This window comes from Pseudoduganella ginsengisoli (genome assembly GCF_009720865.1).
Classification (GTDB): Bacteria; Pseudomonadota; Gammaproteobacteria; order Burkholderiales; family Burkholderiaceae_D; genus Rugamonas; species Rugamonas ginsengisoli.
Genome location: NZ_WNLA01000018.1, coordinates 38,355 through 62,438, shown reverse-complemented (window position 1 = coordinate 62,438; position 24,084 = coordinate 38,355). Strand labels below are relative to the sequence as shown.

General features: G+C 62.2%; 23 protein-coding genes. 6 read left to right on the top strand and 17 right to left on the bottom strand.

Annotation, left to right across the window (positions count from 1 at the left end):
* Positions 1–361 precede the first annotated feature (361 nt).
* Both GM668_RS22390 and GM668_RS22385 read left to right on the top strand, forming a co-directional pair.
* A complete protein-coding gene (locus GM668_RS22390) occupies positions 362–2,047 on the top strand; it encodes an ABC transporter permease (RefSeq protein WP_155441260.1) in 1,686 nt (561 codons plus the stop codon).
* A 31-nt stretch (positions 2,048–2,078) separates the two neighbouring features.
* Positions 2,079–3,356, top strand: a complete 1,278-nt coding sequence (locus GM668_RS22385) for an ABC transporter ATP-binding protein (protein WP_155441183.1) — start codon at positions 2,079–2,081, stop codon at positions 3,354–3,356.
* On the opposite strand, the gene GM668_RS22380 is transcribed toward GM668_RS22385, so the two are convergent.
* Genes GM668_RS22380 through GM668_RS22370 form a run of 3 tightly spaced genes read right to left on the bottom strand, consistent with a single transcriptional unit; the run spans position 3,357 to position 6,221 of the window.
* Positions 3,357–4,538 carry a sterol desaturase family protein gene (locus GM668_RS22380; protein WP_155441182.1) on the bottom strand — a complete coding sequence of 394 codons (1,182 nt, stop codon included), beginning with the start codon at positions 4,536–4,538 and terminating at the stop codon, positions 3,357–3,359.
* Positions 4,539–4,595: 57 nt separating this feature from the next.
* On the bottom strand, positions 4,596–5,393 hold the full coding sequence (locus GM668_RS22375; RefSeq protein WP_155441181.1) for a ferritin-like domain-containing protein: 798 nt from the start codon (positions 5,391–5,393) through the stop codon (positions 4,596–4,598).
* A gap of 48 nt (positions 5,394–5,441) precedes the next feature.
* A complete protein-coding gene (locus tag GM668_RS22370; protein ID WP_155441180.1) occupies positions 5,442–6,221 on the bottom strand; it encodes an enoyl-CoA hydratase-related protein in 780 nt (259 codons plus the stop codon).
* Positions 6,222–6,318: 97 nt separating this feature from the next.
* Here GM668_RS22370 and GM668_RS22365 point away from each other — a divergent pair, with 97 nt between their 5' ends.
* Positions 6,319–8,040 carry a PHA/PHB synthase family protein gene (locus tag GM668_RS22365; protein WP_371868759.1) on the top strand — a complete coding sequence of 574 codons (1,722 nt, stop codon included), beginning with the start codon at positions 6,319–6,321 and terminating at the stop codon, positions 8,038–8,040.
* Between the two features lie 10 nt (positions 8,041–8,050).
* On the top strand, positions 8,051–8,326 hold the full coding sequence (locus GM668_RS22360; protein WP_155441179.1) for an acylphosphatase: 276 nt from the start codon (positions 8,051–8,053) through the stop codon (positions 8,324–8,326).
* 9 nt (positions 8,327–8,335) lie between these two features.
* Here GM668_RS22360 and GM668_RS30945 read toward each other — a convergent pair whose 3' ends face one another.
* From GM668_RS30945 to GM668_RS22350, 3 genes are read right to left on the bottom strand one after another with little or no spacing between them, the layout of a single operon-like run.
* Positions 8,336–8,587 (bottom strand): LysR substrate-binding domain-containing protein, encoded by a 252-nt coding sequence (locus GM668_RS30945; RefSeq protein ID WP_371868758.1) that lies wholly within the window; start codon positions 8,585–8,587, stop codon positions 8,336–8,338.
* The gene (locus tag GM668_RS22355; RefSeq protein WP_371868757.1) at positions 8,532–8,822 is read right to left on the bottom strand and encodes a helix-turn-helix domain-containing protein; all 291 of its coding nucleotides are present in this window, start codon (positions 8,820–8,822) and stop codon (positions 8,532–8,534) included. The genes GM668_RS30945 and GM668_RS22355 overlap by 56 nt, the downstream gene beginning before the upstream one ends.
* 41 nt (positions 8,823–8,863) lie before the next feature.
* A complete protein-coding gene (locus GM668_RS22350) occupies positions 8,864–9,235 on the bottom strand; it encodes a four-helix bundle copper-binding protein (RefSeq protein ID WP_155441178.1) in 372 nt (123 codons plus the stop codon).
* A 177-nt stretch (positions 9,236–9,412) separates the two neighbouring features.
* On the opposite strand from GM668_RS22350, the gene GM668_RS22345 reads away from it, so the two are divergent.
* Positions 9,413–9,574, top strand: coding sequence for a hypothetical protein (locus tag GM668_RS22345; protein WP_155441177.1), 162 nt, complete (start codon positions 9,413–9,415; stop codon positions 9,572–9,574).
* Between the two features lie 11 nt (positions 9,575–9,585).
* Here GM668_RS22345 and GM668_RS22340 read toward each other — a convergent pair whose 3' ends face one another.
* The 5 genes from GM668_RS22340 to GM668_RS22320 form a co-directional block, all read right to left on the bottom strand.
* On the bottom strand, positions 9,586–10,053 hold the full coding sequence (locus tag GM668_RS22340) for a cache domain-containing protein (protein WP_155441176.1): 468 nt from the start codon (positions 10,051–10,053) through the stop codon (positions 9,586–9,588).
* 12 nt (positions 10,054–10,065) lie between these two features.
* Complete coding sequence (locus GM668_RS22335; protein WP_155441175.1) at positions 10,066–11,127, bottom strand: porin; 1,062 nt, start codon at positions 11,125–11,127, stop codon at positions 10,066–10,068.
* A gap of 70 nt (positions 11,128–11,197) precedes the next feature.
* Positions 11,198–14,821, bottom strand: coding sequence for a hydantoinase B/oxoprolinase family protein (locus tag GM668_RS22330; protein WP_155441174.1), 3,624 nt, complete (start codon positions 14,819–14,821; stop codon positions 11,198–11,200).
* Between the two features lie 106 nt (positions 14,822–14,927).
* Positions 14,928–16,202 (bottom strand): MFS transporter, encoded by a 1,275-nt coding sequence (locus GM668_RS22325; protein ID WP_155441258.1) that lies wholly within the window; start codon positions 16,200–16,202, stop codon positions 14,928–14,930.
* 33 nt (positions 16,203–16,235) lie between these two features.
* Positions 16,236–17,012 carry a putative hydro-lyase gene (locus tag GM668_RS22320; protein WP_155441173.1) on the bottom strand — a complete coding sequence of 259 codons (777 nt, stop codon included), beginning with the start codon at positions 17,010–17,012 and terminating at the stop codon, positions 16,236–16,238.
* A 152-nt stretch (positions 17,013–17,164) separates the two neighbouring features.
* On the opposite strand from GM668_RS22320, the gene GM668_RS22315 reads away from it, so the two are divergent.
* Positions 17,165–18,100, top strand: a complete 936-nt coding sequence (locus GM668_RS22315) for a LysR family transcriptional regulator (RefSeq protein WP_155441172.1) — start codon at positions 17,165–17,167, stop codon at positions 18,098–18,100.
* Between the two features lie 40 nt (positions 18,101–18,140).
* Here GM668_RS22315 and GM668_RS22310 read toward each other — a convergent pair whose 3' ends face one another.
* The 6 genes from GM668_RS22310 to GM668_RS22285 all read right to left on the bottom strand — a co-directional run bounded on the left by GM668_RS22310 (position 18,141) and on the right by GM668_RS22285 (position 24,064).
* A complete protein-coding gene (locus GM668_RS22310; RefSeq protein WP_155441171.1) occupies positions 18,141–18,833 on the bottom strand; it encodes a Shedu immune nuclease family protein in 693 nt (230 codons plus the stop codon).
* 56 nt (positions 18,834–18,889) lie between these two features.
* Positions 18,890–19,204: a hypothetical protein gene (locus GM668_RS22305; RefSeq protein ID WP_155441170.1), complete on the bottom strand. Its 315-nt coding sequence runs from the start codon at positions 19,202–19,204 to the stop codon at positions 18,890–18,892.
* A 179-nt stretch (positions 19,205–19,383) separates the two neighbouring features.
* Positions 19,384–19,815 (bottom strand): PhzF family phenazine biosynthesis protein, encoded by a 432-nt coding sequence (locus tag GM668_RS22300; protein ID WP_170305768.1) that lies wholly within the window; start codon positions 19,813–19,815, stop codon positions 19,384–19,386.
* 98 nt (positions 19,816–19,913) lie between these two features.
* A complete protein-coding gene (locus GM668_RS22295; RefSeq protein ID WP_155441169.1) occupies positions 19,914–21,104 on the bottom strand; it encodes an acetyl-CoA C-acyltransferase family protein in 1,191 nt (396 codons plus the stop codon).
* Positions 21,105–21,311: 207 nt separating this feature from the next.
* Positions 21,312–22,766: an NADP-dependent succinate-semialdehyde dehydrogenase gene (gene gabD, locus GM668_RS22290; protein WP_155441168.1), complete on the bottom strand. Its 1,455-nt coding sequence runs from the start codon at positions 22,764–22,766 to the stop codon at positions 21,312–21,314.
* Positions 22,767–22,783: 17 nt separating this feature from the next.
* Positions 22,784–24,064, bottom strand: coding sequence for a 4-aminobutyrate--2-oxoglutarate transaminase (locus tag GM668_RS22285; protein ID WP_155441167.1), 1,281 nt, complete (start codon positions 24,062–24,064; stop codon positions 22,784–22,786).
* Positions 24,065–24,084 lie beyond the last annotated feature (20 nt).

Below are 24,084 nucleotides of genomic sequence, written 5' to 3'. Positions count from 1 at the left end.
CGCTGTCTGAATTTTATGGAATCCCCTTCATGGGTACTTGTTCGAGTGATAGTTGTAGCCGGCCAGTAGCCGGTACCGCCCAGGCCCGATAAAGCAGGATTCCCCTCCTCGCCGTCATCGCGCCCCAGGCGGATGATGGCAAACGCTGTCCAGGCATCCGCCGGCGGCGCTCCCATCCCAACTTCTTGCCGTGATACCGCACCTGCCTATGCAGCAGGCCGGCATGCCGCAGCTGCGCGCGGCGCATCGATGGCATGACAAGCGCATATGAAAGGGAAGCCGAACCATCCTGACGGAGGCTTCCTTGCTGACTGCACCACACCGCGGCCAACCCGCCGCCGGCCTGGCCACGCGCCCGGCCATGACACCGAACCGCTGGGACTGGGCGCTGCTGCCATTGGTACTGGCGCTGCTGGCAGCCGCTGCCTATGGCGCCATGCAGATGAGCAGGCCCTTCGTGCTGGGCCAGCCCATGCCCGTGTCACTGGACATTGCGTATTTGCCGTATTACCTGCTGCGCACCACGCTGCGCATGTTCATGGCGCTGGCTTGTGCGCTGCTGTTCACGTTTGCCTTTGCCGCCATTGCCACGCGCTGGCGCATGGCGGAACGCGTCCTGGTGCCGCTGATCGACGTGCTGCAGTCGGTACCGATCCTGGGTTTCCAGGCAATTGCCATCGCGCCGTTCATTGCCCTGTTTCCCGGCAATGTGCTGGGGGTCGAATGTGCCGCCGTCTTTGCGATTTTTACGTCGCAGGCGTGGAATATGGCGTTCAGCCTGTACCAGTCGATTAAAACCATCCCGCCGGAACTGCTTGAGGCGGCGCGGGTGTTCCGGCTGTCTGCATGGCAGCGCTTCTGGCGCCTGGAATTGCCGCACGCGATGCCGCCGCTGCTGTGGAACATGATGATGTCGATGTCGGGCGGCTGGTTTTTCCTCGTTGCGGCCGAAGCGATTTCCGTCGCGGGCCAGGATATCAAGCTGCCGGGCATCGGCGCTTACATCGCCGTGGCCATCGAGCAGCGCAACAGCGGCGCCATTGCGTGGGCCATTTGCGCCATGTTTGCCGGGATCGTGCTATACGACCAGCTGTTTTTCCGTCCCCTGCTGGCGTGGGCCGGCAAATTCCATTCCGCCGACAGCCAGGGTGAACCCGCGCAGCAGTCATGGGTGCTGGACTGGGGCCGCCGCAGCGCGTGGATCAGCGCCATTGCCGCGCGCATCGGCGCCGCCATGAACGCCACGCTGGGCTGGTTCAGCCACCCGGCCGACGGCGTCGCCAATGCGCCGGAAGGTCCGCCTGGATCGCCATGGAAAGCGCGCGCGTGGGATGCATCGTTGCTGCTGGTTGGCCTGTTCTGCGCATGGCGCTTCGTGCTGTTCGTGCATACGGAAGTGGGCTGGGGTGAAGCGCTGCACGTGGTCATGCTGGGCGCGATTACGCTTGTACGCGTGATGGTGCTGATTGCGCTGGCGTCGCTGTTCTGGGTGCCGGTGGCCGTGTGGATCGGCTTGCGCCCCGCATGGTCGCGCCAGGTGCAGGCGTTCGCGCAATTCCTGGCAGCCTTCCCCGTCAACCTGATGTTCCCGCTGGTTGTGTACGCGCTGGTGCACCTGCATTTGAACCCGAACGTGTGGCTCAGCCCATTGATGGTATTCGGAACGCAGTGGTACATCCTGTTCAATGTGGTGGCCGGCGCGTCGGCCTTGCCCGGCGAATTGCGCCTGGCTGCCGATAACCTGGGCTTGTCCGGCTGGCTGAAATGGAAGCGGGTCTATCTGCCTGCCGTGTTCCCCAGTTTCGTCACGGGCGCAGTCACGGCATCGGGCGGTTCGTGGAACGCCAGCATCGTGGCGGAATACGTGACGTGGGGCGATACGCAGCTGGTGGCCGATGGCCTGGGCAGCTATATCAAGCAAATGACGGATGCCGGCGACTTTCCCCGCACGGCATTGGGGATCGGGATCATGTGCGTGTTCGTCATGCTGCTGAACCGCTTCCTGTGGCAAAACCTGTACCGGATGGCCGAAGAGCGCAGCCGTTGACGATGAATTATGGATGAAGCAAGGATGGGGTATGAGCATGCTGATCGAATTGAACAATGTATCGAAGGCGTTCCGCAAAACCGATGGCGCACCGCGCACGGTGCTGGAAGGTGTGAACTTCGTCCTGGCGCAGGGCGAAATCGTTGCGCTGCTGGGGAAATCCGGGTCCGGCAAATCGACGCTGCTGCGCATCATTGCCGGGCTGGTGGCCGCCGACAGCGGCACGGCCGCCTATAACGGCCGCCCCATCAATGGCCCGGCGCGCGGCATCGCCATGGTGTTCCAGTCGTTTGCGCTGTTCCCCTGGCTGACGGTGCAGCAAAACGTGGAGCTGGGGCTGGAAGCGCAAGGCATGGCGCCCGCCGAGCGCCGTGCACGGGCCGAAGCCATGCTGGAACTGATCGGCCTGGCCGGCTTCGGCGGTGCGCTGCCGCGCGAACTGTCGGGCGGTATGCGCCAGCGCGTCGGGATTGCCCGCGCACTGGCCACACAGCCGGACGTGCTGCTGATGGATGAAGCCTTTTCCGCGCTGGACGTGCTGACGGGTGAAACCCTGCGCGACGATATCCTGGAACTGTGGGGTGAAAAGCGCATCCCCACGCGCGGCATTTTGATCGTATCGCACAACATCGAAGAAGCCGTCATGATGTCGGACCGCATCATTATCCTGTCCAGCGATCCGGGCCGCATCCGCGATGAAGTGCGCATCGACTTGCCGCGCCCGCGCAATGCGGATTCGCCGGAAGTGCGGGCGCTGGTTGATCACGTGTATGGCCTGATGACGCGCCGCGCCGCGCCTGCCGCTGCGCCGGCGGCCGATTACCGCTTGCCCGAGACGGACGTCAACCGCATTGAAAGCGTGCTGGAATTGCTGGCCGACGCGCCCTTTGGCGGCCGCGCGGACTTGCCGCAACTGTCGGAAGAAGCGGAACTGGCGGATGAGGAATTGTTCCCGGCCTATGAAGCGCTGGGCATGCTGGGCCTGGCAACCGTCGAACAAGGCGACATTGCATTGACGCCGCTGGGCTGGCGCTATGCACAGGCCGGCCACACGGAACGCCAGCAATTGTTTGGCCAGCAGTTGCTGGCGCACGTGCCGCTGGCAGCACGCATCCGCCGCGAACTGGAACAGCAGGCCGGCGGCACGTTGCCGGAAGGGCCATTCCTGGAATTGCTGGCCGACGGCACGGAAGCCGATGGCGCGCAGCGCATGCTGGAAGTGGCCATTGAATGGGGCCGGTATGGCGAAATCTATGAATACGACTTCCACACCGGCGTGCTGAAACTGCCGGGCCGCGACGACGCCTGATTATTTTTGCTTACGGAACGGGAACATCAGCTGGTTGAGGAACCCGTCCGGCATATAGTCGCCCTGCACGCCGTACTTCTCCGGGAAACCCTCCTGGCCCTTGATGGCCGTGCCGAACAAGTGGTCCAGGAAGGCGTAGTGGGCCGCGTAATTGCGGTCAATGGCCACGTCGTCCGATGAATGGTGCCAGTGGTGGAAGTCCGGCGTAACGATGACGTACTTCAGCGGGCCCCATGGCAAGTGCACATTCGCGTGGTTGAACACGGCCTGGAAACCCACCACGATAATGTACACATCCATCACTTCCTTGTCGAAGCCCAGCACGTACAGCGCGCCCAGCACGCCGACGCGGGTGCACAGCAGCTCCAGGATGTGCTGGCGCGACCCGGCCAGCCAGTCCATGGTTTTCGCGGAATGGTGCACGGCGTGGAAGCGCCACAGGAAGGGAATCTCATGGTAGCTGCGGTGGGTCCAGTACTGCACCAGGTCCGCCACCAGGATGCACAGCAACAGCTGCGGCACGAAGGGAATTGCCTGCACCATGCTGTGCACGGTATCGTTGACCATCCAGCCAAACAGGCGGTGGATGGCGAAGTTGACCGTCAGCAGCGCCAGGCCCACGATGAAATGGTTGACGGCGAAGTGCACCATGTCGGTCTGCCACTCGCGGCGGAACAGCAACTGGCCTTTATACAGCGGGAAGACTTTTTCAATCGCCGCGAAAATCACGGTGGAACCCAGCAAGTCCAGGATGAACCAGTCCAGCCCGATGTACGGCGTATGGTCGGGGAAATCGTTGACCGGCACGTGCGAACCGCCCGCCGCCACGGCAGCGATCACCATCACGCCGGCCACGGCATTGAGCGCCCGTTCCCGTTTGAACAGCACGTTGAGCAGGCTGATGGAACCGGCGATCACGAGGGCGGCAAACATGATGTGGCGGATGACGTCCGGATCATATTCACGCCGCAGTTCCGGCGTCGTCAGGTATTGCGGAAAGTGGAACGCCGCCACGCCCAATAAGCTCAGCAGGCCCAATGTAAACGCCAGCACACCGCTGGCCAGGCCGCTGCCCGGCGTCAGCGGGCCGCTTTGCCCCAGCAAGTCAGCCGTTTCATTGACCGCGCCACTGACATGCTTCACGACTGTTTTAGCCGGGTCTGTGATCTTTTTATCTCCCATCGCACCCTCCGTCTTGCAAAATTGCTATCAAGACATGATGATAACCGGATTCGCAGGCTAGACAAAGGTGCGCAATTCTTCTTCCGTGAAACCGGCCTGGCGCCGGGCGGCCAGGTTATACGGGCCTTTGACGGACGCCTTGTATTGCACCACCAGTTGTTCGTACGCCGCGACCGGGTCAACGCCGCGCAAACGGCACAGGTAGCCATACCAGCGGTTGCCGATTTCCACATGGCCGATTTCATCGCGCAAGATAATGTCGAGGATGTCCGCCGCTTGCTGGTCGCCGGCTTGCGCCAGCTTGGCGCGCAGCGGCGGGATCGCATCCAGGCCACGGGCTTCCAAGGTGCGCGGCACCAGCGCCATGCGGGCCAGCACGTCGCCTTTGGTTTTTTCCACCATTTCCCATAAGCTGCCGTGCGCAGTGAAATCGCCATAGCGGAAGCCTTGCGCTTCCAGGTGCGCCGACAGCAGCGAATAGTGATATGCCTCTTCGCGCGCCACGCGCAGCCAGTCGTGGTAATACTGGTCCGGCATGCCGGGGAAACGCCACAGCGCATCGAGCGCCAGGTTCACGGCATTGAATTCGATATGGGCCAGCGCATGGACCAGCATGGCGCGGCCCTCCACGGTTACCATGGAGCGGCGGCCCACGAGCTTGGGGGCAACGAGTTCGGGACGTTGCGGCCGGCCGGGGATTTCGCCAGCCGTGTCCAGCGCGCTGCTGCTGCCGAGGCGAAAAGCGCCCGCCTGCACCGCGTCATTCATGGCGTTGATGGCTGCCACCTTGGTGACAGGATCGTTAATCAGCAGGCAACTGAGCGCCATTGCGCGCAGTTCAGGTAACTCTGCCATGGTACTTCCTTGCAGCAAAAAGCACGGAGTGTACCAAATCCCTGCACGCTACTTGCCAGTAAAATTCGCCTGCCGCTTTTCCATGAACGCAGCAATCCCCTCCTTGCGGTCTTCGCTGGCCGCCAGCAGCGAGAACGACTTGCGTTCAAATTGCAGCCCCGCCTCCAGGTGCATTTCAAACGAGCGCAGCACAGCTTCCTTGGCCAGCGCCACGGCCAGCGGGGATTTTTGCGCAATGCGCTGCGCCTGCGCCATGGCCGTGGCCATGACTTCGCCATCCGGCACCACGTCGCTGACCAGTCCCGCCGCCAGCGCCCGTTCCGCGGAGATCATTTCGCCGCCCAGCACCATTTTCATGGCCAGCGGCTTGCCGACCGTACGCACCAGGCGCTGTGTGCCGCCCGCGCCGGGAATGATGCCCAGGTTGATTTCCGGCTGGCCGATACGGGCCGATTCGCCGGCCACCACGATATCGGCATGCATCAGCATTTCACAGCCGGCGCCCAGCGCAAAGCCGTTGACCGCCGCGATCAGCGGCTTGGAAAATCCCGCAATCGCCCGCCAATATTGAGGGCGCACGTCGCGGGCAGCGGCAATCGCATCCAGCGCCGCCATTTCGTGCAAGTCCGCGCCTGCGGCGAAAATCTCGTCGCCGCCGGTAATGACAACGGCGCGCACGCTGGCGTCATCGGTCGCCGCCGCCAGCGCGGCCACCACTTCGCGCAATGTGGCATTGCGCAGCGCATTTTTCGATTGGGGACGGTTCAAGCGGATGACTTGCACACCGGAGGCGGCCGGTTCCACCACGATATCCTGATATTCGTTCATTATGTCGGTTCCGTTCAAGCTGGATTATTGATACAGTTTTTATATACATTTGTTATTTTGTGAATCATATGTGATTTCCAACCAAAGGGGAACCGCCATGCTCACAACCCGCCCGACTGCCCCCGCCCACACGATGGCGCAGGCGTTTGATCCCCACGTGCACGCGGCGTGGGCCAAATTCTGCCAAACCCTGTCGCCGGAATCCGTCCGGCTCGCAGCCGTCGACTGGGCCAGCCATCTGGCGCTATCCCCCGGCAGGCAACTGGACCTGGCATGGCTCGCATGGCAGGAAGCAGTTGAACTGGCTGCCACCATCATGCAGCCGTCCAGCGAAGTGACGCCGTCGCGCGACCGCCGGTTTGCCGCCGCCGAATGGAATAACTGGCCATTCCACGTGTGGCGCAAGGCTTTCCTGCTGCGCCAGAACTGGTGGGAACAGGCGGTGCGTGGCGTGTGGGGCGTCAGCCAGCACCATGAAGATGTGCTGTCATTCCTGGCCCGCCAATGGCTGGACATCACGTCCCCCGGCAACCTGTGGTGCACCAATCCCACTGTGCTGCAACGGACAGCCGGTCTATGGGGAGCAAATTTCGCGCAAGGCGCGCAGGCGCTGGCAGCCGATGTGCTGCGCAAGCTGCAAAACGGGCCGTTGCCGGGCCTTGAACGCTACACGCCGGGACAGCAAGTGGCCGTCACCCCAGGCAAGGTCGTGCTGCGCAATGCGTTGATGGAATTGATTCAATACAGCCCCGCCACCGGGCAAGTGCACCCGGAACCCGTGTTGCTGGTGCCCGCGTGGATCATGAAGTATTACATCCTTGACCTGTCGCCGCACAATTCGCTGATCCGCCACCTGGTCGAAGAAGGCCACACGGTGTTTTGCGTATCCTGGAAAAATCCCGATGTATCGGACCGGGAACTGGGCATGGACGATTACCTGAAACGGGGCATGTTCGAGGCGCTCGACGCCCTCGCCAATATCGTGCCCGATGCGCACGTGCACGTGGCGGGATACTGCCTTGGCGGAACGCTGGCCGCCATCGGCGCTGCAGCGCTGTCGCGCAACGGCGGCAACCGGCTGAAGTCCCTGACGCTGTTTGCAGCCCAGACGGATTTCAGCGAACCGGGCGAACTGGGGCTGTTTATCGATGAAAGCCAGGTCAGCCTGATCGAAGCGCAGCTGGCAGAAACCGGTTATCTGAAGGCCGAACAAATGGCGGGCGCATTCCAGATGCTGCGCTCGTATGATTTGCTGTGGTCACGCATGATCAACCAGTACCTGCTGGGAGAAGCCACGGAACTCAACGACTTGATGGCGTGGAATCTGGATACCACGCGCATGCCGGCCCGCATGCACAGCCAGTATTTGCGCTGGCTGTTCCTTGAAGACCGCTTGAGTGAGGGCCGCTATCCAGTTGATGGCCGGCCCGTATCGCTCAACGACATCACGTTGCCCGTGTTTTGCGTGGGCACGGAAACCGATCACGTGTCGCCGTGGCGCTCCGTATACAAGCTGCACTACCTGACCAATACGGACTTGACGTTCGTGCTGACCAGCGGCGGGCACAACGCCGGCATCATCAGCGAACCGGGGCATCCACACCGCCACTACCGGCTCGGCACGCGGCTGCAAGGCATGCCGTACACGGATCCCGACGCCTGGTTTGGCGCGGTACCAGAACAGCAAGGTTCATGGTGGCCGGCGTGGCTGGCGTGGCTGCAGGCGCATTCGGGCGCACCCGTGACGCCGCCCGCCATGGGCTCGGCCGCCTATCCCGTGCTGGGCGATGCGCCCGGCCAATATGTCCTCGTTAAATAGGAGCCACGCCATGGCGACAAAAATCATTGTGGCTGGACGGGTGCAGGGCGTCGGCTACCGCTATGCATTTGCCGAGAGGGCCACGGAACTGGGGCTGGCAGGCTGGGTGCGCAACCGGCGCGATGGCACGGTGGAAGCGTGTGTGCAGGGCGCAGCGCCGGCCATAGACCAGGTGGTCGCGTGGGCGCGCAACGGGCCGCCCGCCGCAAGGGTCGATGACGTGCAGGTCGCGCCGGCCGACGTGGAATTGGCGGGCAATACCTTCCAGATCGCGCCCACCGCCTGACCCTCGGCGCTACAGGTTTTGCTGCGCTTCCCACAGCGCCTGGGCTGCGCCGCTGGCGCGCTTGCGCACGGCGAGAATTTCCATCGGCAGGCACCATGCGGGCCCGCCGGCACGCACCAGCCGTCCCTCGGCCAGCTCCCGGTCGATACAGCTGGCCGCCAGCCACGCCAATCCCTGGCCCGCCAGCGCAAATGCTTTCAATACTTCAGCCATATCCGACGCGCTGGACGGCGCCAAGGCTGCCGGACCGGCGCGCGCCACCAGCAGCGCGACTGCGCGGCCGAAATACGTCGCATCGCCATACGCCGGCAGCGGCAGCGGTGACTGGCGCTGCCCCGGACAGCATGCCGGCCGGCGTCAGCGCCATGGGAAAACTGCTGCGGTCCACCAAATCTGCGCCGCCCCATTGCTCCAGCGCCCGGATCCGCTTGCTCAGCGCAGACTGCGTGATGCCCCGCTCTTCCGCCGAACGGGAAAAGCTGCGTGTCTGCGACACGCTCAGCAAGTCCTCAAAACGCTTAATATTGACGCTGCAAATTAATGCGCGCCGCGCAACAATTCCGCCGTGGCGGCGCCGCTGGCCGAGCGCACCATACGCTGGCATTGCTCGGCACAGCGGCGGCACGCGATGGCGCAATCCTGGCAGTGCGCCATCGGATGCTGTTCGCATTCTTCCGCGCATAAATCACAGGCAGCCGCGCACAGCGCGCAAATCTCGTCAATAAAGACGCTGTTGCGTCCCATGGCCCCGGCCGCCAATGAACATAGTGCGGAACAATCGATGTCGAGCTTGATGCAATGCGCCAGTTGCGCGGCATTCGGTTCGGCCAGGCATGCCTGCGCGCAGTAATCGCATGCCCGCATGCAGTCATGGCAAGCTTCGATACAGGAGGAATAGAAATGGTTCATGTTGCAGCTCCTTTAACGCCGTTGGAGCTGCCCACTGTACGCCAGTCGCGGATTCGGCCACGCTCAATACCAGGCAGCAAGCGCTGCTGTCCTACAGCGCCAGGCGGTGTGCACCGACACCGGCCGGATCCCGCCGTCATACCATACAGGCATCGACTACCACTTCGGGAGACCGCCATGCCCAAGCAAAATACGCAAAACCGCCAGGCCGCCGAAACCGGCAACCGTGCATCCGCTGAACAGGAACCCAAGAAATCCGGCAAGGAAGCCGCCAGCCATACCAAAGCCAAGAAAGGCGAAGGCGCTGGCGGCGGCAAGAAACAAGCCCGCCGCCATTGACCACGGTAAGGTCAGCGGTAAATGCCGCAGCCCAGGATCACGTCGTCAACCCGCTCGACGTAGGTACGCTTGGCGTCGAGCGTACCGCTGGCGGGGTTGGGCCATTTATAGTCCAGCCAGCCCTTGCCCTCCTTGCCCATACCGATTTTCAGTATGTCCTTGATGAGGAACTTGCCATCGGCATCCTTCATTTCCAGCACATTCTTGCCGACCAGCTTGGGATTGGCGCCGTTGGCCAATTCCACGCCATCGCCATTGGCGCCGAAAGCAAAGATATATAAGTCCTTGTCAATAAAGGCGCCCTTCGGATTGTTGAATTCAGCGAACGCCTTGTCTTTGCCATTTTTCTTGAGGAATTCAGCGGCGCGCTTCACCATCGCCACTGCTTCATCGGCCGTCCCCTTTTCCGCCGCCCATACCGAACCGCTGCCGGCGAATGCCAGCAAGCCTATCGCCAGGAAATGCCTGCGCTGCAACATGACTCCTCCCTGTTAAAAGTTATGGCGTACACCGAGGTTGACGGCCCGGTTGCCCGTGCCGCCCTCGATCGCACTGCCGACAGTATAGGCTGCGCCGCGGCGGTTGCGGATATGCGCTGCCGCTGCATACAAATCCGTGCGTTTTGACAACAGATAGCGGTAGCCCAGCGCCCACTGGCTGGCATCCTGGTTGCGTACCGAGCGGTCATCCTTGTGGATCCACGACGCCAGCCATACGTGCTGGCCCACCGGTACCGTCACGCCCAGCAGCAGCACCCGGCTGTCCGTTGACGGCGTGACGGCAATGCCATAGGGGTTGGCAGTGTTGCGTGGCAGCGCACTGTTGACGCCCTGGTCGACGCCATAGGCCAGGTGCGCTTTCACCACGCCCACGTCATACACGGCCGTGGCCACGGTATTGCGCGCGCTGCCGGCATTTTTCACGGTGGCGCTATTGTTGTCGCGGTGATGGTGCGCCAGCCGCACGGCCAACGGACCCTGCGCATAGGCGACGCTGGCGCCCAGCTGCCGGCCTGCGCCGCTGTCGCCCGCGGCTTCCCCTGCGCCGTACACGGCTTCCACCGTGAACCCGCCCAGTTGCGGCGACTGGTATTTGACAGAATTGTCCATGCGGCTGGCGCTGTTGCCGGTTGCCGTCATCAGGTTTTTCGTGTCGCCGGCCATGCCGGAACCAAACGGGTCCACCGCTGCCACGGCCAGGTATTGCGGTGTGTACTGGCGGCCCAGCGTTACGCTACCCGCATTGCCGCGCAAGCCCACATACGCCTGGCGGCCAAACAGCAGGCCGCCCTGCCCCATGGCGCCCGTGTCGGCCTGGAAGCCGTTTTCCAGCAAGAAGATGGCTTGCAGACCGCTGCCCAGTTCTTCGCTGCCCTTGAAGCCCAGCCGCGAACCGGACGCCACGCCGCTGGTGGCTTTGGTGACGGATCCGGCCACGCCGCCGGACTCGCGCACGACGGCCATATCGGCCACGCCATAGACGTTGACGTTAGTTTGAGCGGCAGCCATCCCTGCCGATGCGCCCAGCAGGAGCGCAAGCATCGATTTTTTCATTGTTGTAGGTATCTGAAGGTTGTTCAATGGCGGAGCACCATGCCCCGCCGGTTTTACTGCAGTACTGCTTTTACATTTCGCCGTAGCCGCCGCCACCGGGTGTTTCAATGGCAAATACGTCGCCCGCTTCCATATCGGCCGTATGCGTCGCGCCGAAATGTTCCACCGTGCCGTCGCCCCGTTCCACCCAGTTGCGCCCCAGTGCGCCGGGCTGCGCGCCATGGAGTCCGAACGGCGCAATGCGGCGGTGTCCGGCCAGGATATTGGCCGTCATTTTTTCCAGGAAGCGGATGCGGCGCAGCGCACCGTCGCCGCCCGTATGCTTGCCGGCGCCACCGCTGCCACGGCGGATCGCATGCGTTTCCACCAGTACGGGGAAGCGCCATTCCAGCACTTCCGGGTCCGTCATGCGGGAGTTCGTCATGTGGGTCTGGACCGCCGACGTGCCGTCAAAACCGGGCCCCGCACCGGAGCCGCCGGCGATGGTTTCGTAATACTGGTGTTCGCTGTTACCGAACGTGAAGTTGTTCATCGTGCCCTGCGATGCGGCCATCACGCCCAGCGCACCATACATCGCATCGGTTACGTATTGCGACACTTCCACGTTGCCCGCCACCACGGCGGCCGGATAGCGGGGATTGAGCATCGAACCTTCCGGCACGATCAGATTCAGCGGTTTCAACACGCCCTCGTTCATCGGTATATCCGTATCGAGCAAGGTGCGGAACACATACAGTACGGCGGCCTTGCAGACCGACAGCGGCGCATTGAAGTTGGTGGGACGCTGTTCGCTGGTCCCCGTGAAGTCCACAGTCGCGCTGCGGCTCGCATGGTCAATCGACAGCCGCACCTGCAGCACGGCGCCGTCATCCATTTCATACGCAAATTGCGCGTCGCGCAGCGTGGAAATCGCCTTGCGCACGGCAGCTTCCGCGTTATCCTGCACGTGCTGCATATACGCCAGCACCACGTCTTCGCCATACAGCCCGACGGCCTTCAGCAATTCATTGGCGCCGGTTTCGCACGCGCCCAGCTGGGCAATCAAGTCGGCGATATTCTGGTCGATATTGCGGGCCGGCCACGGCCCCGCCCCAAACAGGCCGCGCACCAGCGGCTCCAGGAACACGCCGCCATCGACGATTTTCACGTTATCCAGCAATACGCCTTCTTCATCGATGGTGGTGCTGTTGGGTGGCATCGAGCCGGGAGAGATGCCGCCCACGTCGCCATGGTGGCCGCGCGCCGCCACATAAAATACCGGCTGCGCGCCCGGACCACGGCTGGCGCCAAACACGGGGCTGACGACAGTAATGTCCGGCAAATGCGTGCCGCCGTTGTAGGGCACGTTCAGCGCATAGGCATCGCCCGGCGCCATCTTGCCCGCATGCTGGCGAATCACGCACTGCACGCTGTCGCTCATGGAACCCAGGTGCACGGGAATGTGCGGCGCGTTGGCAATCAGGTTGCCATGGCGGTCGAACACGGCGCACGAAAAGTCCAGGCGCTCTTTCATGTTGACCGAATACGCCGTGTTTTCCAGCGTGGTGCCCATCTGGCGCGCAATGGCCATGAACAGGTTATTGAAGATTTCCAGGTGAATCGGATGCACCGCAGTCGTGATGCGGTGCGCGCTCCCGGCCTCTCCCGTACGCTCCAGCGACAGCGTATAGTCGGGCAATACCGTCGCGGTCCACCCGGCATCGACCACCGTGGTGGCAATCTGTTCACGGATCAGAGCCGGGCCCACCACCTGGTCGCCCACAGCCAGCGCGGAACGCACGTGCAGCTGGATGGCTTGTGTTTCGCCGTTGACATAGCTCTGCACCATGTCCGACGCATCGCTGCCCTCAGCCGCAGGCACGTCGATGGCAAAGCTGGCGCCATCGCCCGCGCCGATGGCTTCCGCCGACACGGACTCAATCACCAGCGGCTGATCATCCATGACGAAACCGAATCGTGCCTTGTACTGGCGGGCAAACGCTGCCCGCATGTCCGCGTCATGCCCGAACGGGATGACAAACGCCGCGTCGCTGTCTTCATATTTGACGCGGGCGCATAGTTCCACCGTGATCTGGTCTTGCGGTACGTGCTGGGCTGCCAGTTCCGCCGTGGCTGCGCGCGACAGTTTAGCCATGGCCGGCGCCAGCGCAGCGAGCGCCGCGTCGGATAGTACCTGCTCCACGGCGGCTTCGCGCATGGTGCGGATATCGGCCAGGCCCATGCCGAACGCCGACAACACACCGGCAAACGGGTGGATCACGATGCGCGTCATGCCCAGCACGTCGGCCACGCGGCATGCATGCTGGCCGCCCGCGCCGCCAAAGCAGCACATCGCATAGCGGCTGACGTCATAGCCCCGCTCGACGGAAATCGACTTGATCGCTTGCGCCATGTTGTCGACCGCCACGGCCAGGAAACCGTCGGCCACGGCAGACGCAGTCAGAACCGTGCCCGTCTCGCGGGCGATGCGTTGCGCCAGTTCCGTGAAGCGCTGCCGCACGACGTCGACGTCGAGCGGCTGGTCGCCATTCGGGCCGAACACATGGGGGAAGTGCTCGGGCTGGATGCGGCCCAGCATGACGTTGCAGTCCGTGACGGTCAGCGGCCCGCCCTTGCGGTAGCAGGCCGGGCCCGGGTTGGCGCCGGCCGATTCCGGTCCGACCTTGAAACGGCCATTGTCGAAGCTGCAAATGGAACCGCCGCCCGCCGCCACCGTATGGATATGCATCATCGGCGCCCGCACCCGCACGCCGGCCACCACGGTTTCAAATACCCGTTCATAGGCGCCGTCGTAATGCGCCACGTCGGTTGACGTGCCGCCCATGTCAAAGCCGATCACCTGTTTCAAGCCGATGGCTTCACAGCTTTTCACGGCGCCGACAATGCCGCCTGCAGGTCCCGACAAAATCGCATCCTTGCCCTGGAAGCGCGACGCTTCCGTCAAGCCGCCATTGGACTGCATGAACATGATGCGCACGTCGCCGGTTTCCGACTGTACGCGCGACACGTAGTCGCGCAATACCGGCGACAGGTAGGCGTCGACCACCGTGGTATCGCCGCGGCCCACGATTTTCATCAGGGGGCTGACCTGGTGGCTGACGGAGATTTGCGCAAAGCCTGCTTCTTCCGCCAGCGCCTGCAGGCGCCGTTCATGCTGCGGATAGCGGTACGCATGCATCAGCACAATCGCAATGGCGTCCACACCCTGTTCCCGCAAGCTTTGGAACTGGCCGCGCAGCACGGCTTCATCCGGTTCCGCCAATACTTCGCCATGGGCGCCGATGCGTTCATCGATTTCGATGACGTTTTCGTAAATCAAGTCCGGCAGCGCAATGCGCATGGCGAAGATGTCGGGCCGGTCCTGGTAGCCGATACGCAGCTGGTCGGCAAAGCCCCGCGTGATGGCCAGCGCGGTGCGGGCGCCCTTGCGCTCCAGCAGTGCATTGGTGGCCACCGTGGTGCCCATTTTAATCACGTCGATCTGGTCAGCCGGCAGCGCTTCGCCAGGCTGCAATCCCAGCAAGTCCCGCATGCCCTGGGTGACGGCGTCGCTGTAGCGCTCCGGGCACTCCGACAGCAGCTTGTGCGTCACCAGCTTGCCGTCCGGACGGCGCGCCACGATGTCGGTAAACGTGCCGCCGCGATCCACCCAGAATTGCCAGCGCAGTTGTTGTGCAGGGATATCGTTCTTCATGATCAGTCTCACTTTCATAGTCGCGGCGCGCAATTGTCCCTGCCTGCGCTGTTGAGGCGCTGGCATGACGGGACCGCACTGCCGCGCGGCTAAACCAAGGGGGTAATTAGTTGTCGAGTTTTTTGCCGGCGGTTTCCGGCAGGGTCAGCGCGGCCAGCATCATGACGCCGTACGCGATACCGGCGAAGATGCCGATGGTTTCGCCCAGCGCCATGTCTTTCGAGGCCAGGCCGATCATCAGGGGGAACAGTGAACCGACTGCGCGGCCCATGTTGTAGCTGAAACCCTGGCCCGAACCACGGATACGGGTCGGGAACAATTCCGTCAAAAAGGCGCCCATGCCGCTGAACACGCCGGACACAAAGAAGCCCAGCGGGAAACCGAGGAACAGCATGACACTGTCATCGACCGGCAAGCGGGTGTAAGCGACGGCAATGCACATGGAACCGGCCGCGAACAGGATGAAGTTCTTTTTGCGGCCCAGCAGGTCGGTCAGGAATGCGCTGACGATGTAGCCGACATACGAGCCCACGATGACCATGGCCAGGTAGCCGCCCGTGCCCAGCACCGTCAAATGGCGCTCGGTTTTCAGGAAGGTCGGCAGCCACGTCGTGATGGCATAGTAGCCGCCCTGTGCGCCAGTGGTCAGCAGCACGGCACGCAGCGTCGTACTGAACATCGATGGCGAAAAGATTTCCCAGAACGATGCCTGCTGCGCCGAGGTTTCTTCGTGCTTCTTTTGCGCGACGTACAGTTCCGGCTCATCGACAAAGCGGCGGATGAAGATCACGAACAGCGCGGGCAAAATCCCCAGCAGGAACAGTGAACGCCACGCCCATTCCGGCGGCAGCAGCGAAAACATCAGCGCATACAGGATCGCCGACGTGCCCCAGCCCAGCGCCCACCCGGCCTGCACCATGCCGACAGCCTTGCCCCGGTCCTTGGCGCGGATGACTTCACCAATCAAAATTGCCCCGGCCGTCCACTCGCCGCCCATGCCAAAGCCCATCAGGCCCCGCGCCAGCAGCAATTGCGTGAAGTTTTGCGCCAGGCCGCACAGCACGGTGAAGAACGCAAACCACAGGATCGTGATTTGCAGCGTGCGCACGCGGCCGATGCGGTCCGACATGATGCCGGCAATCCATCCGCCGGCGGCCGATGTCAGCAGCGTGACGGTGCCGATCAAGCCTGCGTCGCCTTTCGACAGGCCCCACGTGGCAATCAGCGTGGGTATGACAAAGCTGAGGAATTGCGTATCCATGGCGTCGAGCGCGTAGCCGACTTTGCAGCTCCAGAACGTGCGGCGCTCCTTGCTGGTGAGGGCGTGGAACCAGGCCAAGTAGCCGCCTGATTCCGTGGTGCTGATGGTTTGGGTATTCATCATGTCTCCTTGGTTATTTTGACAGTCTGGTTATTAAAATGCCGCCAGGTCGGCGTTGCGGATATCGGTCACCAGCATGTAGCCCGGCTGGTGGGTAATGACGAGCGGCAGGCGCGCATGGCGGATGGCTTCCTGTGGCGTCACGCCGCAGGCCCAGAACACAGGCACTTCATCGGGCAGGATGTCCACGGCATCGCCATAGTCAGGCTGCGCCACGTCAGTAATGCCGATCAGTTCCGGATCGCCCAGGTGTACCGGGGCGCCATGGACTGCCGGATAGCGGCTGGTGATCTGGATGGCGCGGATGGCGTCGGCGGCCTTCATCGGACGCATCGACACCACAAGGTTGCCGCCAAATGGGCCGGCCGGCTGGTTGACGATGTCGGTGCGGTACATGGCGACGTTGCGGCCCTGCTGCACGTGGCGCAGCGGGATGCCGGCATCGGTCAGCATTTGTTCAAACGAGAACGAGCAGCCGATGGCGAAGACGACGAAGTCATCGCGCCAAAGTTCGTGCAAGGTCACGGGCTGCGCCGCCAGGTCGCCGTTGCGGTACACGTTATAGCCGGGAATATCGGTGCGGATATCGAGGTCGAGCCCCAGTTTCGGCAACGACCACTGGCCCGGTTCGCCCACAGCCAGCAGCGGGCAGGCGCGCGGGTTGCGCTGGCAAAACAGTAAAAAGTCCGCAGCATGCTGCTGCGGCAGGATGACCAGGTTGGCTTGGGCGTAATCGCCGCAATAGCCGGACGTTGGCTGGCGAAACGCGCCATTGCGGACAGACTGGCGGAATTGTGCTGGTGTTGTCATGGTGCTCCCTCGTTGCAATGTGTTCTCCAATGCAACCAGCATATGCGTGAACATAGCGGCAATCCATCTAGTAATTTTTGCTGTTGTTGTTTAGATTTTCTTAACGGGAGAACCTTTGTACCTATAGAGGGTTAAGGTATTCTTGTTTCACCATGAACACGCGCTTCCTTGAAACTTTCGTCATCCTCGCCCAGCTGCGTAGCTTCCGCGCCACAGCGCAAGCACTGCACGCGACACCGGCAGCGATTTCGCTGCGCATCAAAACACTGGAAGATGAATTGGAGACGGAGCTGATCGACCGCACCGCCAAGGATTTCCGGCTGACCGCGCATGCGGAATTCCTGCTCAGCCATGCCAAAGCCGTGGTAGATGCCACGCGGCGCCTGCAAAGCGCGGCGCGGCGCGACAATGCGGTGCGCGGACGGCTGCGGCTGGGGGTGATTGAATCCGTGGTGCACAGCTGGCTGGCGCAATATATCCGCGAACTCAATGCGGATTACCCGGAACTGGAAATCGACCTGGCCGTTGACATGAGCAATGTGCTGGAGCGGCGCTTGCGGGCGCGCGAGCTGGACCTGGTGGTGCAAGTCGAAGGGGTGGACAGCAGCGATATCGTGTCGGAAGCGCTGGCCATGTATCCGCTGCACTGGATTGCGCGGCAAGGCTTGCTCGATACGCGCAAGGAAGGGCTAAATCAGCGCCTGCTGCAACGGCCGATCTTGACGTTCGGGCGCGGCACGGCGCCGCACCGGATGCTGGAAGAAATCGTCAGCAAGATGGCGAACCTGGCTACCGTGCCGCTGGAAAGCACGCGCATCACGTGTTCCCCGTCCGTGGCCGCCATCGTGCAGCTGGTGCGCGACGGCTACGGCGTGGCGGCGATCCCCAGCTTATTTGTCGCCAGCTACCTGGAAAGCGGCGAATTCATCGAAGTGCCGGTGCAGCCGGAACCGCCGCCCATCATTGTGTCGATGTGCTTTCACGCCAATGCGGAAATGATGGTGCATGCGGCGGCGACTGCGGCAAGGGTGGCATGCGCGGGGTATTGCGCGGGGCATGAGGAGCGGTATATTCGGGCGCTGTGTTAACGAATGAATGTGCAAGCACCGGAAAGAGGAGAAAAATGCCCTACTTGGCTTTGTCTAGAATGGTGAGAGCCTGGCCTCCGTCCGTGATCAGCTTGTCGAACGTACGAGTCACCGTACCTTGCCCCAACTTAAGGTTCTCATGCCACCATTGCATACGCATTTGCGACAGCGCATCGCTTGCGAAGCGCTGATCACCTGCCACCAGCGCATACACATACGCCGCACTATGGTGACGGGCGCCTAACACCGCCGAAATCTTTGCATCAGCATTCGCGGCGGTCCGTCCAAAGGCACACCAGTCGACCAGCTGGCCAAAGCCTCCAAGAAAACGATTGCCGAGATACGGAGCCGTGCGTCCTTTTTGCACAAAGAGCGTGCTTGGCTCGCAGTTCTCCAGTTCAATGAGACCCACGGTCGGATCCACAGCCGGGTCGACGTCGGCCCATCCGTAGTCGGCTCGGAAATTACCGATCGTCAATTCGCGAGCCACATGAGTAGGTACGATGCGATAGAGGGCATAGACAAGCAGTGCGATGCGCTCAACCGATGCACCAAACCAGTCCAGTAACGTCTGCTCATCCACACCGTTTGGCGCTGCAGCAGGCGAAATGAGCGCCTTGAAAGCAGCGAGCTCGGCTTTCCAGATTGGCAACGTACGACTGTCGAAATTAAAAAGATGGAATGTATTCGCAGCGATGCAAGCAGTGGCGCTGGCGGCCTTCTTGGCGCGCACAGGTTTCTTGACAGCTGTACCGATCCCGGGGGCAGGCGTTTTCGCAGTTGCCAACGTCAGCCTTTCACCAGGCGCGCTTCGCGCGGCGTCATTACCGAGACGATCGTATTGCGTCCGTTGCTAGGATCGTATACGACCCTAAAGCCAGACGACACCCTACGGACAGTAAAGGTCTTCGTGCCAACCTTGACAGACTTCGTCTCAGCCCCGCCAGCAGCAGAAGGACGTTCGACGGCCTCAATGATCTCGGTTTTGTACTGCTGTGGAATCCGCCCCCATGCCTGCATCGCTTCAGGAGAAATCGATGTGGTTCCAGATGTGTTCACTAGTTCTTGATGCATTGGACTACTTTTGTTCATTTTCGGCGCCATTGCTTCACTCCGTTTCCGTCTGGTCAAACCTATCCGAGAGGAATGAGGTTGTGTCTCAGCAGCATGCCCAGACGCTCTTTGAACGCGTACGCGGCTTGGCTTATGGACTTTATTATAGACCTTCAGCCATGTTTCACGCCCTTTTCGTAATAGCTCAGGACTTGCGCGCCGGTGTTTATTTAACCCCCGCCAGGGACTTCAATGATCCCTTCAAGATACTGAACCGCCTGCCCGCTGACGAAGACATGATCGGCCTCCACACTGCAATATAGCAGCCCACCGCGCTGCGACGCCTGGAACGCCACCAGTTCGCGCTTGCCAAGGCGCTCGGCCCATAGCGGCGCAAGCGCCGCATGGATGGAGCCTGTCACCGGATCTTCATCGCCGCCATTCGCTGGCCAGAAATAGCGCGAAACGAAATCATGCGAATGGCCGGGCGCCGTCACGACGACGTCGTGCGGGCCCAGCGTTTTCAACTGCTCTGATACCGACGCGAGCGCGTAAATCTCCTGCTCGCTCTCATAAACCGCGACATACGCCTGTTGATTGACCAGCACTTCCTTCGGCGGGATCGACAAGCCTTTTAACAGCGCCTCCGGCACGGGATACACGGACTCCGAATGCCAATCTTATCGAATCCATCAGCCCTTGAAAAGAAAAGGCCGGAGCTGCTACACAGCAGCCCCGGCCACATGAACGCAATGCGGAATTACAGGCGCTCGTAAATCACTGCAATACCCTGCCCGCCGCCAATGCACATGGTCGCCAAGCCATAGCGCTTTTGCGTGCGCTGCAATTCATACAGGCACTTGACGGTAATGATGGCGCCGGATGCGCCCAGCGGGTGGCCCAGCGCAATGGCGCCGCCGTTCGGGTTGGTGCGGGCCGGATCCAGGTCCAGGCCACGGCACACGCCCAGCGACTGGGCGGCAAACGCTTCGTTCGATTCAATGACGTCCATCTGATCCAGGGTCAGGCCGGCGCGCTGCAATGCCAGTTTCACAGCCGGAATCGGGCCGGTGCCCATCAGCGACGGCTCCACGCCGGCCACCGCGTACGACACGATACGGGCCAGCGGCGCCAGCCCGGCGCGCGAGGCGGCAGCGGCATCCATCAGCACGCAGGCAGCCGCGCCATCATTCAAGCCGGACGCGTTACCGGCTGTCACGGTGCCGTTTTCTTTTTTGAACGCCGGCTTCAGCGCGCCCAGCGATTCCACCGTGGTGCCGGCTTTCGCGTGTTCGTCCGTATCGAACAAGGTCACGCCCTTGCGGCCTTTGACTTCCACCGGCACGATTTGCGACTTGAAGTAGCCCGCTTCAATCGCTGCCACGGCCTTGCGCTGGCTGTCGGCAGCAAACGCGTCCTGCTCTTCGCGGGAAATCTTGTACAGTTCCGCCACGTTTTCCGCCGTGATGCCCATGTGGCCCGCGCCGAACGGGTCTTGCAGCGCGCCCAGCATCATGTCCAGCATCTTGGTGTCGCCCATGCGCGCACCCCAGCGGGCAGCCTGCACGATGTAAGGCGCGCGGCTCATGGTTTCCACGCCGCCGCCCACCGCGATATCCGCATCGCCCAGCTGGATCGCATTGGCCGCCGTGACAATCGCCTGCAGGCCGGAACCGCACAGGCGGTTCAACGTCAGCGCAGCCGATTCCTTGGCCATGCCGGCATTGATACCGGCCACGCGCGACACGTACATGTCGCGTGGCTCGCAATGAATCACGTTGCCCAGCACAATTTGTTGCGCCGCAGCGGCTTCCACCTTGGCGCGGGCAAACGCTTCCTTGATGGCGATGGTGGCCAGGTCGGCAGCGGAGAAATCTTTCAGCGAACCGCCGAAGGTGCCGATTGCAGTACGGGCTGCGCCGACAATGACGATGTCTTTGGATTGAGTCATGATCTTTTCCTGATTGATGTGAGGCGGGCTGCCTCACGGGTTGCTCAAGTTTAAAACCACTATACACACAATCCAAATTTAAAGCACGATCGTTCGTATTTCTACGGTATGTTTTGTGACGCAATGCAACAAATTGCGCCGCAATAAAAAAAACCCGCAGACCGTAAGGCTTGCGGGTAAAGAGGCGGCCCAGCGTTGCGTCCGGAGTTAAATGCCGCCCAGGCACATGTATTTGATGACCAGGTAATCGTCCATGCCGTAGTGCGACCCTTCGCGCCCCAGGCCCGACTGCTTGACGCCGCCAAACGGGCCGATTTCGTTGGAAATCAATCCGGTATTGACGCCGACCATGCCGGTTTCCAGCGCTTCGGCCGTGCGCCAGATGCGCTTGATATCACGTGCATAAAAGTACGCAGCCAGTCCGAATTCCGTATCGTTGGCCATGGCAATGGCGTCCGCGTCTTCCTTGAAACGGAATAGCGGCGCCAGCGGGCCGAAGGTTTCTTCTTTGGCCACCAGCATGTCCGGCGTGGCGCCGGCAATCACGGTCGGCTCAAAGAAGCTGTAGCCCAGCGCATGGCGCTTGCCGCCCGTGAGGACGCGGCCGCCCTTGCCGACCGCATCGGCCACGTGCTGCTCGACCTTGGCCACGGCGCCGCTGTCGATCAGCGGACCCTGCGTGGTGCCGGATTCCAGGCCATGGCCCACTTTCAGCTTTTCCACGGCAGCCGTCAGTTTCGCGGCAAAGGCGTCATACACGCCATCCTGCACATAGATGCGGTTCGCGCACACGCAAGTCTGGCCCGCGTTGCGGAACTTGGAAATCATCGCGCCTTCAACCGCCGCGTCGAGGTCCGCATCGTCAAACACAATGAAGGGCGCATTGCCGCCCAATTCCAGCGACAGCTTCTTCACGGTGTCGGCCGACTGGCGCATCAGCAAGCGGCCCACTTCCGTGGAACCCGTGAAGCTCAGTTTGCGTACGGTGGGGTTGGACGTCATTTCACCGCCAATGGCGCGCGCATCGCCCGTCACCACGGAGAAGACACCGGCCGGCACACCGGCACGCTCGGCCAGCACGGCCAGCGCCAGCGCGGAATATGGCGTTGCTTCCGCCGGTTTGACAACCATCGGGCAGCCGGCAGCCAGCGCCGGTCCCGCCTTGCGGGTTATCATCGCGGCAGGGAAATTCCATGGCGTGATGGCGGCGCAGACGCCGATCGGTTCTTTTGTCACCATCAGGCGCTTGTCGGCCCACGGCGATTGCAGGGTATCGCCCGCCACGCGCTTGGCTTCTTCGGCAAACCACTCAATGAACGACGCGGCGTACGCCACTTCGCCTTTGGCTTCCGCCAGTGGCTTGCCCTGTTCGGTCGTCATCAAGACCGCCAGGTCGTCGGCATTGGCGACGATTAAATCGTTCCAGCGGCGCAGGATAGCGCTGCGCTCTTTGGCGGTTTTTGCGCGCCAGGCCGGCCAGGCGGCGCTGGCGGCGGCAATCGCACGGCGGGTTTCCGCCGCGCCCATATTGGGTACGCTGCCGATGGTTTCACCGGTGGCAGGGTTGGTGACGGAGCACAGGTCGCCGCTGTCGGCGTCGCACCACGTGCCGTTGACGTAGGCTTGCTGGCGCAAGAGGCTGGGGTCTTTCAAATGCAGCATAGTGATTCCTTCGTAAATTACAGGCCGGCGGCGCTGCGCAGCGCGCCTTCCAGGATGTCCAGCGCTTCATCCATCAGCGCATCTTCTATGGTCAGCGGGAACAGGAAGCGGATCACGTTGCCGTAGGTGCCGCACGTCAGTAGCAGCAAGCCTTTTTCCATCGCGCGGGTTTGTACCAGTTTCGTGAAATCGACATCCGGCGTCTGCGTGCCGGGCCGGAAGAATTCCGCCGCCACCATGGCGCCAGGGCCGCGTACTTCGGCAATCTGCGGTACACCCGCTTCGCGCACGCTGTGCAGGCGCTGGCGCAGTTTGCCGCCCAGTTCCACGGCGCGGTCCAGCAGGCGCTCGTCTTCAATCACATCCAGCACGGCCAGCGCGGATGCAATCGCCACCGGGTTGCCGCCATACGTGCCACCCAGGCCGCCCGGCAGCGGCGCGTCCATGATTTCCGCGCGGCCGCAGACAGCCGACAGCGGCATGCCGCCCGCCAGGCTCTTTGCCATCGTCATCAAATCAGGCAGCACGTCATAGTGCTCCATCGCGAACATCTTGCCGGTACGGGCAAAGCCGGTCTGCACTTCATCGGCAATCAGCAAGATGCCATGCTGGTCGCACAGCGCGCGCAGCGCGCGCATGAACGCCGGCGGCGCCATATAGAAACCGCCCTCGCCCTGCACCGGTTCCAGGATGATGGCGGCCACACGGGCCGGATCCACGTCCGCCTTGAACAGGGTTTGCAGCGCCTGCAGCGAATGCTCTATCGACACGCCGTGCAGCGCGCAAGGGAATGGCGCGTGATAGACGTCGGCCGGGAATGGCCCGAAACCCACTTTATAGGGTACCACCTTGCCGGTCAGCGCCATACCCATCATGGTGCGGCCATGGAAGCCGCCCGTGAAGGCAATCACGGCCGAACGCCTGGTGGCGGCGCGCGCAATCTTGATGGCGTTTTCCACGGCTTCCGCGCCCGTGGTGAAAAACGCGGTTTTCTTCGCATGCGTGCCCGGCGTCAGGCGGTTGATGCGTTCCGCCAGCTGCACGTAGCTTTCATACGGGACGATCTGATATGCCGTGTGGCTGAATTTTTCCATCTGGCCTTGTACGGCGGCCACCAGCTTCGGATGGCAGTGGCCCGTGTTCAGTACTGCGATGCCGGCTGCGAAATCAATATAGCGCTTGCCTTCGACATCCCACAATTCAGCATTCTTTGCGCGGGAAGCGTAAAACTGGCACATCACGCCCACGCCGCGTGGGGTGGCTTGTTCTTTGCGCTGTTGCAGATCGGCGTTGTTCATGTTGGTGTCCCTCCAGGAAA

Coding starts and splice junctions, on each gene's coding strand:
- GM668_RS22390 (WP_155441260.1), top strand. CDS start 362: ATGACACCGAACCGCTGGGACTGGGCGCTGCTGCCATTGGTACTGGCG.
- GM668_RS22385 (WP_155441183.1), top strand. CDS start 2,079: ATGAGCATGCTGATCGAATTGAACAATGTATCGAAGGCGTTCCGCAAA.
- GM668_RS22380 (WP_155441182.1), bottom strand. CDS start 4,538: ATGGGAGATAAAAAGATCACAGACCCGGCTAAAACAGTCGTGAAGCAT.
- GM668_RS22375 (WP_155441181.1), bottom strand. CDS start 5,393: ATGGCAGAGTTACCTGAACTGCGCGCAATGGCGCTCAGTTGCCTGCTG.
- GM668_RS22370 (WP_155441180.1), bottom strand. CDS start 6,221: ATGAACGAATATCAGGATATCGTGGTGGAACCGGCCGCCTCCGGTGTG.
- GM668_RS22365 (WP_371868759.1), top strand. CDS start 6,319: ATGCTCACAACCCGCCCGACTGCCCCCGCCCACACGATGGCGCAGGCG.
- GM668_RS22360 (WP_155441179.1), top strand. CDS start 8,051: ATGGCGACAAAAATCATTGTGGCTGGACGGGTGCAGGGCGTCGGCTAC.
- GM668_RS22350 (WP_155441178.1), bottom strand. CDS start 9,235: ATGAACCATTTCTATTCCTCCTGTATCGAAGCTTGCCATGACTGCATG.
- GM668_RS22345 (WP_155441177.1), top strand. CDS start 9,413: ATGCCCAAGCAAAATACGCAAAACCGCCAGGCCGCCGAAACCGGCAAC.
- GM668_RS22340 (WP_155441176.1), bottom strand. CDS start 10,053: ATGTTGCAGCGCAGGCATTTCCTGGCGATAGGCTTGCTGGCATTCGCC.
- GM668_RS22335 (WP_155441175.1), bottom strand. CDS start 11,127: ATGAAAAAATCGATGCTTGCGCTCCTGCTGGGCGCATCGGCAGGGATG.
- GM668_RS22330 (WP_155441174.1), bottom strand. CDS start 14,821: ATGAAGAACGATATCCCTGCACAACAACTGCGCTGGCAATTCTGGGTG.
- GM668_RS22325 (WP_155441258.1), bottom strand. CDS start 16,202: ATGAATACCCAAACCATCAGCACCACGGAATCAGGCGGCTACTTGGCC.
- GM668_RS22320 (WP_155441173.1), bottom strand. CDS start 17,012: ATGACAACACCAGCACAATTCCGCCAGTCTGTCCGCAATGGCGCGTTT.
- GM668_RS22315 (WP_155441172.1), top strand. CDS start 17,165: ATGAACACGCGCTTCCTTGAAACTTTCGTCATCCTCGCCCAGCTGCGT.
- GM668_RS22305 (WP_155441170.1), bottom strand. CDS start 19,204: ATGGCGCCGAAAATGAACAAAAGTAGTCCAATGCATCAAGAACTAGTG.
- GM668_RS22295 (WP_155441169.1), bottom strand. CDS start 21,104: ATGACTCAATCCAAAGACATCGTCATTGTCGGCGCAGCCCGTACTGCA.
- gabD (WP_155441168.1), bottom strand. CDS start 22,766: ATGCTGCATTTGAAAGACCCCAGCCTCTTGCGCCAGCAAGCCTACGTC.
- GM668_RS22285 (WP_155441167.1), bottom strand. CDS start 24,064: ATGAACAACGCCGATCTGCAACAGCGCAAAGAACAAGCCACCCCACGC.